The organism is Microbacterium maritypicum (genome assembly GCF_008868125.1).
Taxonomy (GTDB): Bacteria; Actinomycetota; Actinomycetes; order Actinomycetales; family Microbacteriaceae; genus Microbacterium; species Microbacterium maritypicum.
The window spans coordinates 1000544-1014634 of sequence record NZ_WAAQ01000001.1 but is presented as its reverse complement, the minus strand read 5'-3'; the positions used below and the strand labels follow the sequence as shown (position 1 = coordinate 1014634).

Genomic DNA, 14091 nt, shown 5'->3' with positions numbered 1-14091 from the left:
CTCAATAGGCTGTCGGGATGGATTCCGTCGCCCTCACCACCGAACGCCTCGTCCTGCGCCCCCCGACGGAGGGCGACATCGATGCGATCACCGTCGCCTGCCAGGACCCGGAGATCGGGCGCTGGACCACGGTGCCGAGCCCGTATGCACGCGAGGACGCCGAGGAGTTCGTGCGTCTCATCGCGGGGTGGTGGGCCGACGGCTCGGAGGTCGTCTGGGCGATGTACGCCGACGACCTGCTCGTGGGCATGATCGGGCTGCACAACATCGCCGACCACTTCACGGGCGCTGCCGCCGAGCTCGGCTACTGGGTGACGGCCGACGCCCGGGGCCGGGGGTATCTCACGGAGGCCGCCCGCGCGGTGCTCGACTGGGGCTTCGGCGAGCTCGGGCTCGTCCGCATCCGCTGGCAGGCCGTCGTCGGGAACATCCCCTCGGCCCGCGCCGCCCGCGCTCTCGGCTTCCGCTACGAGGGCCTCCAGCGGCAGGCGCTCACGAGCCCCCGCGGTCGCGACGACGGATGGATGGCCGCTCTGCTGCCGGACGACGACCGCACGCCGGTGGACTGGCCGGTGCTCTGAGGCGCGAGCGCACCGGGTACGAGCCCGAGGAGCGACAGGTCACCAGGTGACAGTGTCGGCGGCCGATGACAGGATGAACGCATGCCGGAGATGCCGGAGGTCCAGGGCCTGACCGCCTTTCTCGCCGAACGTGCCGTCGGGCGCACGATCACCCGCGCGACCGTCTCGGCGATCGCCGCGCTGAAGACCTACGATCCGCCGATCACCGCGCTGCAGCAGGCCACGATCACGGCGTCCGCTCGCCTCGGGAAGTTCGTGGTGCTCTCCTGCGGCGACGACCTGCACCTGGTGTTCCACCTCGCCAAGGCCGGGTGGCTGCGCTGGTACGAGACGCTCCCGGCGACGCTCATCAAACCCGGCAAGTCGCCCATCGCCCTGCGCATCGCGCTCGACGACGGCAGCGGCTTCGACCTCACCGAGGCGGGAACGAAGAAGTCGCTCGCGGTCTACGTGGTGCGCGATCCGCACGATGTGCCCGGCATCGCGCGACTCGGCCCCGACCCCCTCGACTCCTCCTTCACCCGCCACGCGTTCGCGGCACTGCTCGAGGATCGGCGCATGCAGATCAAGGGGCTGCTGCGCGATCAGGCGGTGATCGCCGGCATCGGCAACGCCTACTCCGATGAGATCCTGCATGCCGCACGCATGTCGCCGTATGCGATCGCCGGAAAGCTCGACGATGCCGAGATCGACCGCCTGTTCGCCGCCATGCGCGAGACGCTCGGCGAGGCGGTGGCCGCAGCCTCCGGCAAGCCCCCCGCCGACCTGAAAGACGCCAAACGCCGGGGAATGCAGGTGCATGCACGCCGCGGCGAGGCCTGCCCGGTGTGCGCAGACACGGTGCGCAGCGTGTTCTTCGCCGACCGCTCTCTCGAGTACTGCCCCACGTGCCAGACCGGCGGCAAGGTGCTCGCCGACCGGCGTCTGTCCCGACTGCTCAAGTGACGGCGGGCGATCGGAGGGCGCCGATCCATGTCTTGGAATGAAATGCGCGCAGACACGTTGAGTACACTCAGAGCAACAACGTGCTCCGGGGTCGGTGGGAATCCGAACCGGCGGTGACAGTCCGCGAGCGTCTCGAGAGATCGGGATGCCGATCCGGTGGAATTCCGGGACCGACGGTGATGCGAGGGAGACCTCGCTAGTCCGGAAGGGAGGCAGCACGAGACGCATCCGTGCGTCCGTTCCGCCACCCCTGTCTGACCCCGGAGCCTCAGAGGAGGACGACGGATGGCAGTGAACGCGGCAGAGCGCAACGCGATGGATCGCGCGCTCCACCTCGCCGCCCGAGGACCGCGCGGGGCGAACCCGCAGGTCGGCGCGGTCATCCTCTCCCCCGACGGTACGGTCCTCGCCGAGGGCTGGCACCATGGCGCCGGCACCCCGCATGCCGAGGTCGACGCGCTCTCGAAGCTCGCCCCCGGCGAAGCCCGCGGCGCCACCGCCGTCGTGACCCTGGAGCCGTGCAACCACACCGGCCGCACGGGGCCCTGTGCCGTGGCGCTCATCGAAGCGGGGATCGCCCGGGTGGTCTACGCACTCGATGACCCCGGCGCCGTCTCGGGCGGCGGTGCGGAGCGTCTGCGGTCCGCGGGTGTCGACGTCGAAGCGGGCGAGCAGGCCGATGCCGCGCACGCCCTGATCGCCGGATGGCTCACGGCCCAGCGCCTCGGACGCCCGCAGATCACCGTCAAGTGGGCGCAGAGCCTCGACGGGCGCGCCGCCGCCGACGACGGCTCCAGCCAGTGGATCACGGGTCCCGCAGCCCGCGCCGACGTGCATCGCCGCCGCGCGGAGGCCGATGCCATCGCGGTCGGCACCGGAACCGTGCTCGCCGACGATCCGGCCCTCACCGCCCGCGACGGCGACGCCCTGCTGCCGCACCAGCCGATCCCGGTGGTCATCGGGTCGCGGCCCACCCCTGCCGACGCCGCGGTGCACCGGCATCCGCACTCCCCCCTGTTCTTCGACACGCACGATCTGCACACGGTCGTCGCCGACCTGCACGCCCGCGGGGTGCAGAGCCTGTTCGTGGAGGGCGGTCCGACGCTCGCCAGCGCCTTCATCCAGGCCGGGCTCGCCGACCGCCTGCTCGTCTACATCGCTCCGGTGCTGCTCGGCGGCGGCCGCCTGGCCCTCACCGACATCGGTGTCGCCTCCATCGGCGAGGCACGCCGCCTGACCATCGACGAATGGGTCCCCCTCGGGAGCGATCTGCTCGCGATCGCGCACCCTGCGCACGACGCACACCCGCGGAACGAAGGAGCGGCCTGATGTTCACCGGAATCATCGAGGAGATGGGCGAGATCACCGCGATCGCGCCTGCGGGCGACGGCTGGCGCCTGACCGTGCGCGCACCCCGCGCGGCAGCGGACGCCGTGCACGGCGAGTCGATCGCAGTCTCCGGCGTGTGCCTGACCGTCGTCGGCTCGACCGCGGACACCTTCGACACCGACGTGATGAAGCAGACGCTCGACGTCGCCGCGATCGGGTCGGCGACGGTGGGCACCCGCGTCAACATCGAGAAGGCCATGCCGGTGGGGGCGCGACTGGGCGGGCACATCGTGCAGGGCCACGTCGATGGGGTCGGCGACGTGCTCGAGGTACGACCGGGCGCCCAGTGGAGTGTGCTGCGCATCAGCCTGCCCGCCGACCTCGCCCCGCTCGTCGTCGACAAGGGTTCGATCTCGGTCGACGGCACGTCGCTGACCGTGAGCGCGGTGAGCGCGCCCGCAGACCCCTCCCCCTGGTTCGAGATCTCACTGATCCCGGAGACCCTCGCCGCGACCACCCTCGGCATCCGCGCCGTCGGCGACCGCGTGAACCTGGAGACCGACATCCTCGCCCGGCACGTCGAGCGCCTGCTCGCGTTCCGCGCCGCACCGGAAGGAGGCTCGCGATGAGCCTTTCCACGATCGCCGAGGCCCTGGAGGCGCTGCGCGCCGGGCGCCCCGTTCTCGTCGCCGACGACGAGAACCGCGAGAACGAGGGCGACGTCATCCTGTCGGCTGAGCTCGCGACGCCGGAGTGGGTGGCCTGGACGGTGCGCTGGTCGTCGGGATTCATCTGCGCTCCGATGCCGGCCGACCTCGCCGACCATCTGAACCTTCCGCCGATGGTGGCCGCCAGCGAAGACGCCCGCTCGACCGCATACACCGTGAGCGTCGATGCCGCCCAGGGCGTCACCACCGGCATCAGCGCCCACGATCGCGCCCACACCCTGAACGTGCTGTCGAACCCGGAGTCGACGTCGACGAGCATCATCCGCCCGGGGCACGTGCTGCCGCTGAGGGCTGTCGACGGCGGCGTGCGCGAGCGCAGCGGCCACACCGAGGCCGCCGTCGAGCTCATGAAGCTCGCCGGACTCCGACCGGTCGGCGCGATCGCCGAGGTCGTCGCGGAGGACGGCAGCATGATGCGCCTTCCCGGGCTGATCGAACTCGGTGCCCGTGACGGCGTGCCGGTGATCACCATCGAGCAGCTCATCGCCCACCTCAACGAGATCGACCCGGACGGAGCGAACCCGAGCGCGCACCGGGGCCGCCGGGTGAGTCTGCGTGCCGACGCCACGGTGCCCACCACGCACGGCACCTTCCGCTTCCTGGCCTACAAGGACCGCGTCACCGGCACCGACCACATCGCGGTCGTCTCGGGCGAACTCAGTGAGACCGCGCTGGTGCGCGTGCACTCGGAGTGCCTGACCGGCGAGGCGTTCGGCTCGCTGAAATGCGAGTGCGGCCCCCAGCTCGACTCCGCGCTCGACGCGATCGAGAAAGGGGGCGGGATCGTGATCTACATGCGCGGGCACGAGGGGCGCGGGATCGGCCTCATCAACAAGCTGCGCGCGTACAGCCTGCAGGAGGAGGGCCTCGACACGGTCGATGCCAACCTCGCGCTGGGGCTGCCCGCCGACGCCCGCGACTACGCCGCGGCCGCCGGCATCCTCTCCGACCTGGGCGTGTCGAAGGTGCGTCTGCTGACGAACAACACCGACAAGGTCGCGCAGCTGCGTGAGCTCGGCCTCGACGTGATCGAGCAGGTGCCGCTGATCGTCGGAGTGGGACCCAACAACCATCAGTACCTGGAGACCAAGCGTGACCGCATGGGTCACATCATCGGCGAAGCGGAACTCGCAGAGGCGCTCGCCCACGGAGAGGACGACGAATGAGCGGCGCAGGAGCACCCGAGACCGGCAACATCGACGGACGGGGACTGAACGTCGTCATCGTCGCCGGTACCTGGCACGAGACGATCTCCAACGGCCTGATCGCCGGCGCGGAGCGTGTGCTGGATGAGGCGAAGGCCACGCACCGACTGGTGCGCGTGCCCGGCTCGTTCGAGCTCGCGATCGCCGCGCAGGCCGCGTTCGCCGGCGGAGCGGATGCGGTCGTCGCGCTCGGCGTGATCATCCGCGGAGGCACTCCGCACTTCGAGTACGTCTCGGCGGCGACCACCGACGGCCTCACCCGCGTCGCCCTCGATGCCGGCAAGCCTGTCGGATTCGGTGTGCTCACCCTCGACGACGAGCAGCAGGGTCTCGACCGCGCCGGTCTCGAAGGCTCCAAGGAGGACAAGGGCGCCGAAGCCGCCGAGGCCGCGTTGCGGACGGCCCTGGTCACCCGGGAGCTGCGCGGCTGAGGTCAGCCTGCCCTTGCTAGCGCAGAAGGGTGCCGCACTCGTACGGTGAGGGCATGGAGACCCTCCGCCACATCGTGCTGTTCGTCCACCTCATCGGATTCGCCGTGCTCTTCGGCGCCTGGGCCGCCCAGGCATTCGGAGGCAAGCGGGAGTTCACCCGGCTGATGAACATCGGCATGGCGATCGCCGCGGTCGCCGGCCTCGCTCTCGCCGCACCGTGGGGGCTCTCCTACGAGCTCAACTACGTCAAGGTCGGCGTCAAGCTCGTGATCCTGCTCGTCATCGGCGCCCTGCTCGGTATCGGCCTGGCTCGTCAGCGTCGCGGAGCAGCCATCCCGTCCGCGGTGTTCTGGCTGGTCGGCATCCTCACCGCGGCTAACGCCGCGATCGCCGCGATCTGGCGCTGACCGCACTCAGTCCGTCTCGCTGAACAGCCGACGGATGCGCGGTATCACCGTCGCGTAGGTCCGCGCGACCTCCTCGTAGCCGCGCGCCATTTCGAGGTCGACGTCGACGCGTTCGCCCTCCCGGACCATCGCGTCGACCGCGCCCTCCCAGCTCCGATGCATGCCGACACCGACCGCGGCGCAGATCGCCGCTCCCATGCCCGCCGCATCTCGCACCAACGGGGTCCGCACCGGCACGCGATACACGGCGGCGAGGATCTGCAGCATCAGCGGTGAACTGCTCCCGCCGCCCGTGACCACCAGACTTCTCCGCCTCCTCCCGAGAACTGCGCGTGCGCGGTCATCACTGGCTGCCGTCTCGATCGCGAGCGCCTCGAGGATCGCCCTGTAGATGTGGAACCGGCCCTGCGTTCCGTCGAAACCCACGAGCGCACCCCGACGCCACGGTTCGTCGGGCGGTGCGAGCCAGTCCAACGCCGCGACGATCCCGCCCGCGCCGACAGGCACCTGCGCGGCACCGACGTTCAGCTCCTCTTCCGTCATTCCGCACCCGGACGACGAGATCAGTTCACGGAACCAGCTGACGGTCCACATCCCCCGTCGCACACCGTTGCTCTCGTAGAGGTAGGCGCCCGGCTCCGCTCCGAAGTTGGTCCAGACGTCCGCATTCGAGCCGAGCGGGCGATCCCCTACCGTCATGGTGGCCACATATGTGCCCAGCGACAGCAGCGCGTCGCCCTCTTCCCGAAGGCCTGCCCCGAGCGCCTCCACAGCCTTGTCGTTCGAAGTGGCGATCACGGGGATGCCTGCCGGGAGCCCGGTCCGGTGCGCAGCCGCTGCCGTCACACGTCCCAGTGCCTCCCCCGGCGCAACAAGCTCGAAGAGCATCTGCGGATCCATGCCAGTGCGGGCATATTCGGAGGCGTCCCCGCTCCACGTCCACCGTTCGGAGTCGATCGGCCACATGCCCTGATAGTTTCCGGCAGCATCACGACGTTCACCGGTGAGCCGATGCCCGATGTACCCCGACGAGGTCGTGACGTACGCCGCATCTTGGACTTCTCGTTCGTACGCGTGAGGCAGTCGTTCGTCCATCCAGCTCATGATCGGCTGCGCCAGGGAGCCGTCGTTGCGCAGCACGGCACGGCAGAAGCGGATGGTGCACAAGCCGACGCCGCGGATCTCCGAGTGATCACCGTCGAAGCGCGCGAGGGCCTCACGCACAGCGGCGACCACCGAGTCCCAGAGGTCGTCGTCCGGGTGTTCCCAGCGGCCGGGCGAAGGCGACGCGTACGGGCGCAGCGGGACGCGCGCGCTGGCGTGCACGACCCCGTCGCCGTCGACGATCAGCACCTTCGTGCTCTGGGAGCCGTTGTCTATGGCGACGACGTACCCTCGCGCCGTCACGGTCACGCCGGCGACGCCGTCTCCGCTGCATCCAGCGGATAGATGGTGCCGTGGTTCATGATGCCGTGAGGGTCGATGCCGTCCTTCAGCACGCGCAGCAGCTCGAAAGCGCTGCCATGTTCCTCGAGCGTCCAGGGCGTGCGGTACTTCCCGATGCCGTGGTGATGGACCATGGATCCGCCGAGCCGCAGCGCCTCCTCGACCACGATGGCGTTGAGCGGCTCGTGATACACGGTGATCTCCTCGCGCGGCTCGCACGAGATGTCGTAGTCGTACACGAAGTACAGGTTGGTCCCGGTCTGGTAGCTGTGGGAGGAGTGCGCGCCGAGCATCGTGAGGTCGGCCGCGTGCGGGAACTCGGTCCGCGCGCGCCGCATCACGGAGTCGAAGAGCTCCGCGACACCCGACCAGTCGATGGAGACCTCGGTGGTGTAGCCGAGGTGCGACTTCTCGAGCATCTCCCGTTTCTCGGCATCGATCTTGTCCTGGCCCCAGTTAAGGTTGTCGAACCAGTTCTCGATGAGTGCGGGGTCGACCTTCTCGTGCGGGATGCCGGCGAAGATCGCCTCCACGCCGTCAGCGGTCGCGTCGGCGATCGCCTTCGGCCCCTCCGTGACGACCACGACCACGGCCTTGCCGTCGGCGAAGTGCGAGAAGTGCTGCGCGGCATCCTCTTCGGAGTATGCTCTGGCGACCGAGGGGTGATACCCCGCGACGATGATCTCGCGCAGTCCCGCGACGCCCGCGGGCAGCGAGTCGACCAGATATCCGAGGAAGCGGTTGTTCTCGGGCTGGTACCGGAACACCTTCACCGTCACTTCGGTGATCACGCAGAGTGCGCCTTCGTTGCCGATCACGATGTGCCGGATGTCGGGACCTGCGGCACGACGGGGCACGTTCTTGATCCGGGTGACCCGTCCACCGGGGAGCACCGCTTCGAGGCCGACCACCATATCCTCGATGCCACCGTAGAGCGTGGAGAACTGGCCGATGGAGCGCGTCGCGACGAGTCCGCCCATCTGCGCCAAGGGCTTGGACTGCGGGGAGTGTCCTGTCGTCAGGCCCTGCGCGCGGAGGGTGTCCTCGAGCACCTGGAGCGGAACCCCGCACTGCGCGGTGACCATCATGTCGATCGGGTCGATCTCGAGGATCGCGTCCATGCGCGAACCGTCGAGCACGATCGTGTCCTCGACGATGGTCTCCAGCCCGCCCTCGGTCGCGGTCCTGCCCGTGCGGGGCACGATGTTGATCAGGTTCTCCTCTGCGAAGGAGAGGATCGCCGAGACGTCCTCCGTGGAGCGGGCGTAGGCGATCGCCGCGGGGATCGGTCCGTCGAAGATCCCGTGCACCGACGTGTACTTCTTGAAGCGATCGACGCTCGCCTCGCGCAGTTCCCGGGCGTCGGTGTCGACCTGATCATCGCCGATGAGATCGCGGAGTCGGTCGACGATCTCCGCGCGGGTGAGGGCGGATCGTGAAGCAACCATGGGAGAGATTTCCTGTTCGTTCGTGGATTCGAGGTGCAGCGGGTCAGCGCATCAGCGCACGAGATAACCGCCGTCGACGGTCAGCACGTGGCCGTTGACGAAGTCGGATGCGGGGCTGGCGAGGAACACTGTCGCTCCCATCAGGTCGGCGACATCGCCCCACCTCCCCGCGGGGGTGTGATCGATGATGCGGCCATTGACGGTGGGGTCGGCGCGGGACTCCTCTGTGATGCGGGTCTTGAAGTAGCCCGGCGCGATCGCGTTCACCTGGATGCCGCTTCCTCCGAGCTCGTCCGCATAGGCGCGTGTCAGTCCGACGATGCCGTGCTTGGTCGCGGCATAGGCGGGTGAGCCGAGACCGCCGAGGAAGGAGAACAGCGAGGCGATGTTGATGATCTTGCCCGCACCCTGCGGGATCATCCGTTTCGCCACCTCGTGGGCCATGTCGAACGCCGCGGTGAGGTTGACGGCGACCATGGGGTCCCATTCCTCCCGGCCGAACTCCGTGACATCCGCGATGCGGCTTATCCCGGCGGAATTGACGAGGATGTCTACTCCGCCCAGGGCCGCCACGCACGCGTCCACGGCCCTGGCGGGCGCTCCGGGCGCGGTGATGTCGATCATCTGCTGCTCGTACCGGCCGCCTTCCGCATGCACGAGGTCGGCGGTCTCACCGCCGTCGTCGAAGAGTGTCGGCACGGAGACGTCCGCTCCCGCCTTGGCCAGGGCGAGCGTGAATGCCTGCCCCAGTCCGGTGTTCCCGCCCGTGACGATCGCTCTCCTACCCCGCAGGGAGAAGTGGTCCAGGGAGAAATCAGTGATGTGCAATGCAGGCTCCTTCAGAACGTGCGGACGGATCAGGCGAAAGGGTCTGAGATGCCGATGTAGGTCGTCTCGAGGTACTCGTCGATCCCCTCGAATCCGCCCTCCCGACCGATCCCGGACTGCTTCACGCCACCGAACGGTGCGGCCGGATTGGAGACGAGACCGGTGTTCAGCCCGAGCATCCCCGTCTCCAGGCGCTCCGCGAGACGCAGCGCGCGGTTCAGATCGCGGGTGTAGGCGAAGCAGACGAGTCCGTACTCGCTGGCGTTCGCCAGTCGCACCGCCTCGTCCTCATCGCGGAACGTCGTGATGGGGGCGACCGGCCCGAAGATCTCTTCGCGGAGGATGCGCGCATCCTGCGGCACATCGACCAGCACCGTGGCCGGATAGAAGTAGCCCCGCCCGGACGGCACGACACCTCCGAGGGCGACCCGTGCACCGTCTTCGACGGCACCGGCGACGAGTTCGGCGACCTTCTCCCGCGTGGACTCGTCGACGAGAGGACCGAGAGTGGAGGCGGGCTCGGTACCCCGGGCGTTGACGTAGCCGGCCATGCGCTCGATCAGCCGAGCTGTGAACTCCTCGGCGATGCTCTCGTGCACATGGAAGCGGTTCGCCGCGACACACGCCTCTCCGCCGTTGCGGAGCTTGGCGAGCAATGCGCCCTCCACGGCTGCGTCCAGATCGGCGTCTTCGAAGACCAAGAACGGGGCATTCCCACCGAGCTCCATTGACACGCGGAGCACCTGGTGCGCGGCATCGGCGATTAGGCGACGTCCCACCTCGGTGGACCCGGTGAAGGAGAGCTTGCGCAGCCGGCGGTCGGTGATGAGCGGTCCGGTCACGGCACCGGCGCGGGTGGTCGGGATGACGTTGACGACGCCATCAGGGACGCCCGCCTCGCGCAGTATCTCCGCGAACAGGAGGGCGGTGAGGGGCGTGAGGGCGGCAGGCTTCAGCACCGAGGTGCAGCCCGCGGCGAGCGCGGGTGCGATCTTGCGCGTCGCCATCGCCAGCGGGAAGTTCCACGGCGTGATGAGCAGGCTCGGACCGACAGGTCGCTTCGCGACGAGCAGGCGGTTGCGGCCGTCAGGCGCGGTGGCGTAGCGCCCCGAGATGCGCGGTGCCTCTTCCGAGAACCACCGGAGGAACTCCGCACCATACGCCACCTCCGCACGGGACTCGGCGAGCGGTTTGCCCATCTCGAGCGTCATGACGAGCGCGAAGTCCTCGGCGCGCGCCGTCACCAGCTCGAACGCCCGCCGCAGGATCTCCCCACGCTCGCGCGGGGCGGTGGCGGCCCACGATGCCTGAGCGGCCGCGGCCGCATCGAGGGCCGCGGCGCCGTCTTCCGGAGACGCATCCGCCACCTGGGCGAGCACCTCACCGGTTGCAGGGTCGACGACAGGGAACGTGGCCCCGGAGTGCGCGACGCGCCACTGCCCAGCGATGAACAGGCCCGTGGGGACGGCGGCGAGCAGCTCGGCCTCGTGTGCGGCGCTCATGCGGCCACCTCCCGACGAAGGTCGCGGCCGAGGAGTTCTTCGTACAGTCGCACCGGCGTCATCTCCCCCGCGCGATCACCGTACTGAGCCCGCGCCCGCCGGAAGATCTGCTCGACCAGCGACGACAGCTCGACCGGCATCCCGACCGAGCGCGCCAGATCGACGGACAGGCCGAGATCCTTGCACGCCAGCGCGATCGCGAAGCCCTCGTCGTAGTCGCCGTGGTCGAGGATCGAGAGCACGTCGCGGGAGACGAACGTGCTGTTCGCCGGACTGGCGATGAGCGCATCACGCAGCACCCCGAGGTCCACCCCGGCGGCGACGCCGACCGAGAGCACCTCGGCGGTGGCGACCAGGTGCGAGAACCACAGCTGGTTGATCATGAGCTTGACGGCGTATCCCGCGCCGTTCCCTCCGACGTGGAGGATGCGCTCTGGATCACCCATCGCCTCGAACACCGGGCGCAGACGGGCCACGTCGTCGGCGTCTCCCCCGATGAAGATCTGCAGCATGCCGGTCGCTGCGCCGACCGACATCCCGCTCACCGGAGCATCGAGCAGATGCAGCCCCCGGCCCGCCTGCTCGATGCGCACGGCCTCGAGCACATCGGGAACCGACGTCGACATGTCGATCCAGGTGCCGCCGTCGGGTAGTCCGGCGATGAGGCCATCCGCCCCGGCAGCAACCGCAGCGACGTGCTTCGGCGTCGGCAGCATGGTGATGACGAGATCACTCGTGGCAGCGACCTCGCGCGGCGTCTCCGCCCATCGCGCGCCGCCGGCGATGAGCTCTGCTGCCGACTCGCGGCGGAGATCCGTGACGACGAGCGGGAAGCCTGCGGCCTGCAGGTTCCTCGTCATGCCTGATCCCATGTTGCCGAGTCCGATGAACCCGACGGTGGGGAGGGCCTCGGCGAGCGGAGGCGTGGGGGAACTCATGGGGCTTACGTGTCCTTCGTGGTGGAGAGGGGGGTGAAGAAGGGATTGGTCGGGTGATCGCGGGCGGCGAGCACCTCGTCGAGGGCCGGCAACGACGCTGCCCCGTTCGCGAGCGCCGCGCGGGTCGCCTCGCGGTTGTTGCGGTAGACCGTCTCGGCATCGTCCGCGGCCGGGTTGACCCACACCGCGGCGATCACCGCGTGCGTGTCGGCTGCTTCGCGCGGGATGACCCCATCTGCGACGGCATCCGCGACGCCCGCGGCGACCCCGGCCTGCGCGGGACCCCAGATGAGGAGCCCGTGCTCGTCGCCCGCCGGGGCTGCCTTCGTGACGAACAGGGTCATCGGCTTGACCGGGAGTGAGGGACGCAGGACCGCGACGAACGGTACGTGACCCTGACTGGGGCTGGCGAGGGCTGTGGCCCACGCCGTCCCCGCCGGCCCGTCACGGTGGCCGAGGACCGTGTTGATGTGCGCAGCGTTGACGCCGTCGCCGACGAAACTCTCGCCCAGCTGGACAGCAGCGGTCATCAGATGAGTCCCTGGTCCTCGAGCCATTCGATCGCGACGTCTTCCGGGTCCTCGCCGTCGACATCGACCTTCGCGTTGAGCGTCTGCATGACCTCGGTCGTGAGCAGCGGGCTGAGCTCGGCGAGGACGTCGGCGATCCCGGGGTGCTCGTCGAGCGTGCTCTGCTTGAGGGTGAATCCGCCCTGGTAGCTCGGGAAGAACTCCTTGTCGTCCTCCATCACGACCAGGTCGAGAGCGGGGATGCGGCCGTCGGTCTGGAACACCTCGCCGAAGTTGCAGTCGTCGCCCTTCTGGGTCGCGGTGTAGATCACGCCGGTGTCGAGCATCGTCACATTGGCGGCGGGTGCATCGAATCCGTACGCCGCAGAGAGCCCCGGCCATCCGTCGTCGCGCGTCGAGAACTCGCTCTCGATGCAGAACGTCTGGTCGGCGCTGGGGAGCTTCGCGACATCGCTGAGCGTCTTCACACCGAGCTTGTCGGCCTCGCTCTGCCGGATGGCGAACGCGTAGGTGTTGTTGAACGGTGCGGGGTCGAGCCACGCGATGCCGCTCTCGGCGTCGGCCTCTTTTACGGCCTCGAACTGCGCCTCGGCTCCTTGCACCGGCGTCGTGTTGCCGTTGTAGGTGATCCACGACGTGCCCGTGTACTCCCAGTAGCCCAGGAACTGGTCGTTCTCGAGTGCCTGGCGCACATTCGCCGAGCCGACGAGCTTGGTGTTCGCCTCGACGTCGGCGCCATGGGCGTTGAGGAGCTCAGCGGTCATGTAGGCGAGGATGTACTGCTCGGAGAAGTCCTTCGAGCCGATCTCACCGGTGAGACCTTCCAGCTCGTCGCCCTTGGCGCCGGAGCCGCCCGCGCCGCCGGCGGTACAGCCGGTGAGGAGGAGTGCTCCGGCGGCGAGTGCCGCCAGTGTTGCCGTTGCGAGGGTGCGCGATGTCATTGCAGGTTCCTTTCGGGAGGGATTACGAGAGTCGATGATTCAGAGGCCTTTGGGGCGGACGATGTCTTCCACGACGCTGGCTGCCCAGTCGATGAGCACGGCTATCGCGGCGACGAGGATCGCCCCGACGATGAGCACGGGGTAGCGCTGCAGCTTCAGACCGTTGATGATCATGTCGCCGAGGCCACCAGCGTTGATGAAGGTCGCGACGGTCGCCACTCCGACCGCAAACACCAGTGCGGTGCGGAGCCCGGCGAGGATCACGGGGGAGGCGAGCGGCAACTCGACCCGACGTAGCACCTGGCCGGAGGTCATCCCCATGCCCCGCGCCGATTCCTTGATGTTCGGGTCGACCTGCGCGAGGCCAGCGATCGTGTTCTGGAGCACGGGGAGGAAGGAGTAGATGACGAGCGCCACGAGCGCCGTCGTGAAACCTGTCTGCCACACGATGGCGAGGAGGATCACGACGCCGATGGCCGGCGTCGCCTGTCCGATGTTCGCGATGCCGATCACGACACCACGGAAGACACGTGATGACGAGCGGCTGACCGCGATGCCGGCGGGGATCGCCAGCACGGCCACCAGGATCGATGCCGTGATCGACAGGATCAGATGCTCGCCGATGCGCGCCGTGATGTAGTCGGCGTTGAGCGTGCGCTGTTCGATCGAGTCGAGCTCGAGCGTCGAGATCCAGAGGAACGTGACCAGCAGCACGGCCGCGACGACGATGAGCGGCATCATCCTCCGCAGCAACACGGGCATACCGCGCCGCTCGACGGACTGCGTCTGCAGGACCGTCGTCGCGGAGGGCACGATATCGGGCGCCTGCATG

The 14091-nt window shown here is 68.9% G+C and carries 15 protein-coding genes and 1 riboswitch; of the genes, 7 read left to right on the top strand and 8 right to left on the bottom strand.

The annotated features are described in order from the left end of the window. Positions 1-17 precede the first annotated feature (17 nt). From F6W70_RS04965 to F6W70_RS04935, 7 genes are all read left to right on the top strand, one after another. Positions 18-581, top strand: a complete 564-nt coding sequence (locus tag F6W70_RS04965) for a GNAT family N-acetyltransferase (protein WP_055864695.1) — start codon at positions 18-20, stop codon at positions 579-581. Between the two features lie 81 nt (positions 582-662). Continuing rightward, positions 663-1526: an Fpg/Nei family DNA glycosylase gene (locus F6W70_RS04960; protein ID WP_151486057.1), complete on the top strand. Its 864-nt coding sequence runs from the start codon at positions 663-665 to the stop codon at positions 1524-1526. 77 nt (positions 1527-1603) lie between these two features. After that, positions 1604-1748, top strand: a riboswitch (FMN riboswitch). A gap of 63 nt (positions 1749-1811) precedes the next feature. Next, the gene (gene ribD, locus F6W70_RS04955) at positions 1812-2855 is read left to right on the top strand and encodes a bifunctional diaminohydroxyphosphoribosylaminopyrimidine deaminase/5-amino-6-(5-phosphoribosylamino)uracil reductase RibD (RefSeq protein WP_055873500.1); all 1044 of its coding nucleotides are present in this window, start codon (positions 1812-1814) and stop codon (positions 2853-2855) included. Then, positions 2855-3484: a riboflavin synthase gene (locus F6W70_RS04950; RefSeq protein WP_055864704.1), complete on the top strand. Its 630-nt coding sequence runs from the start codon at positions 2855-2857 to the stop codon at positions 3482-3484. The genes ribD and F6W70_RS04950 overlap by 1 nt, the downstream gene beginning before the upstream one ends. After that, positions 3481-4749 carry a GTP cyclohydrolase II gene (gene ribA / locus F6W70_RS04945; RefSeq protein WP_151486056.1) on the top strand — a complete coding sequence of 423 codons (1269 nt, stop codon included), beginning with the start codon at positions 3481-3483 and terminating at the stop codon, positions 4747-4749. Before F6W70_RS04950 ends, ribA begins: the two co-directional genes overlap by 4 nt. Next, positions 4746-5219, top strand: a complete 474-nt coding sequence (gene ribH, locus F6W70_RS04940; protein WP_151486055.1) for a 6,7-dimethyl-8-ribityllumazine synthase — start codon at positions 4746-4748, stop codon at positions 5217-5219. Before ribA ends, ribH begins: the two co-directional genes overlap by 4 nt. Positions 5220-5272: 53 nt before the next feature. After that, positions 5273-5626, top strand: coding sequence for a hypothetical protein (locus tag F6W70_RS04935; protein ID WP_017828757.1), 354 nt, complete (start codon positions 5273-5275; stop codon positions 5624-5626). A gap of 6 nt (positions 5627-5632) precedes the next feature. Here the strand turns inward: F6W70_RS04935 and F6W70_RS04930 are convergent, their stop codons facing one another. Genes F6W70_RS04930 through F6W70_RS04895 form a run of 8 tightly spaced genes read right to left on the bottom strand, consistent with a single transcriptional unit; the run spans position 5633 to position 14090 of the window. Next, positions 5633-7039 (bottom strand): FGGY-family carbohydrate kinase, encoded by a 1407-nt coding sequence (locus F6W70_RS04930; protein WP_055873503.1) that lies wholly within the window; start codon positions 7037-7039, stop codon positions 5633-5635. After that, positions 7036-8520, bottom strand: coding sequence for an FAD-binding oxidoreductase (locus F6W70_RS04925; protein ID WP_151486054.1), 1485 nt, complete (start codon positions 8518-8520; stop codon positions 7036-7038). The genes F6W70_RS04930 and F6W70_RS04925 overlap by 4 nt, the downstream gene beginning before the upstream one ends. Before the next feature lie 51 nt (positions 8521-8571). Further along, positions 8572-9348, bottom strand: a complete 777-nt coding sequence (locus tag F6W70_RS04920; protein ID WP_017828760.1) for an SDR family oxidoreductase — start codon at positions 9346-9348, stop codon at positions 8572-8574. A gap of 29 nt (positions 9349-9377) precedes the next feature. Beyond that, a complete protein-coding gene (locus F6W70_RS04915; protein WP_151486053.1) occupies positions 9378-10850 on the bottom strand; it encodes an NAD-dependent succinate-semialdehyde dehydrogenase in 1473 nt (490 codons plus the stop codon). Beyond that, positions 10847-11788 carry an NAD(P)-dependent oxidoreductase gene (locus tag F6W70_RS04910; protein WP_055873517.1) on the bottom strand — a complete coding sequence of 314 codons (942 nt, stop codon included), beginning with the start codon at positions 11786-11788 and terminating at the stop codon, positions 10847-10849. Before F6W70_RS04910 ends, F6W70_RS04915 begins: the two co-directional genes overlap by 4 nt. 5 nt (positions 11789-11793) lie before the next feature. Beyond that, positions 11794-12318, bottom strand: a complete 525-nt coding sequence (gene fae, locus F6W70_RS04905; protein ID WP_017828763.1) for a formaldehyde-activating enzyme — start codon at positions 12316-12318, stop codon at positions 11794-11796. Next, positions 12318-13259, bottom strand: coding sequence for a glycine betaine ABC transporter substrate-binding protein (locus tag F6W70_RS04900; RefSeq protein WP_017828764.1), 942 nt, complete (start codon positions 13257-13259; stop codon positions 12318-12320). Before F6W70_RS04900 ends, fae begins: the two co-directional genes overlap by 1 nt. 39 nt (positions 13260-13298) lie before the next feature. Beyond that, a complete protein-coding gene (locus F6W70_RS04895; RefSeq protein WP_055873520.1) occupies positions 13299-14090 on the bottom strand; it encodes an ABC transporter permease in 792 nt (263 codons plus the stop codon). Position 14091 lies beyond the last annotated feature (1 nt).

Bases quoted from the DNA above. Each gene is read 5' to 3' on its own strand.
- ribA (WP_151486056.1), top strand. From the start codon at position 3,481: ATGAGCCTTTCCACGATCGCCGAGGCCCTGGAGGCGCTGCGCGCCGGG.
- ribD (WP_055873500.1), top strand. From the start codon at position 1,812: ATGGCAGTGAACGCGGCAGAGCGCAACGCGATGGATCGCGCGCTCCAC.
- F6W70_RS04935 (WP_017828757.1), top strand. From the start codon at position 5,273: ATGGAGACCCTCCGCCACATCGTGCTGTTCGTCCACCTCATCGGATTC.
- ribH (WP_151486055.1), top strand. From the start codon at position 4,746: ATGAGCGGCGCAGGAGCACCCGAGACCGGCAACATCGACGGACGGGGA.
- F6W70_RS04965 (WP_055864695.1), top strand. From the start codon at position 18: ATGGATTCCGTCGCCCTCACCACCGAACGCCTCGTCCTGCGCCCCCCG.
- F6W70_RS04915 (WP_151486053.1), bottom strand. From the start codon at position 10,850: ATGAGCGCCGCACACGAGGCCGAGCTGCTCGCCGCCGTCCCCACGGGC.
- F6W70_RS04900 (WP_017828764.1), bottom strand. From the start codon at position 13,259: ATGACATCGCGCACCCTCGCAACGGCAACACTGGCGGCACTCGCCGCC.
- F6W70_RS04895 (WP_055873520.1), bottom strand. From the start codon at position 14,090: ATGCAGGCGCCCGATATCGTGCCCTCCGCGACGACGGTCCTGCAGACG.
- F6W70_RS04960 (WP_151486057.1), top strand. From the start codon at position 663: ATGCCGGAGATGCCGGAGGTCCAGGGCCTGACCGCCTTTCTCGCCGAA.
- F6W70_RS04925 (WP_151486054.1), bottom strand. From the start codon at position 8,520: ATGGTTGCTTCACGATCCGCCCTCACCCGCGCGGAGATCGTCGACCGA.
- fae (WP_017828763.1), bottom strand. From the start codon at position 12,318: ATGACCGCTGCTGTCCAGCTGGGCGAGAGTTTCGTCGGCGACGGCGTC.
- F6W70_RS04950 (WP_055864704.1), top strand. From the start codon at position 2,855: ATGTTCACCGGAATCATCGAGGAGATGGGCGAGATCACCGCGATCGCG.
- F6W70_RS04910 (WP_055873517.1), bottom strand. From the start codon at position 11,788: ATGAGTTCCCCCACGCCTCCGCTCGCCGAGGCCCTCCCCACCGTCGGG.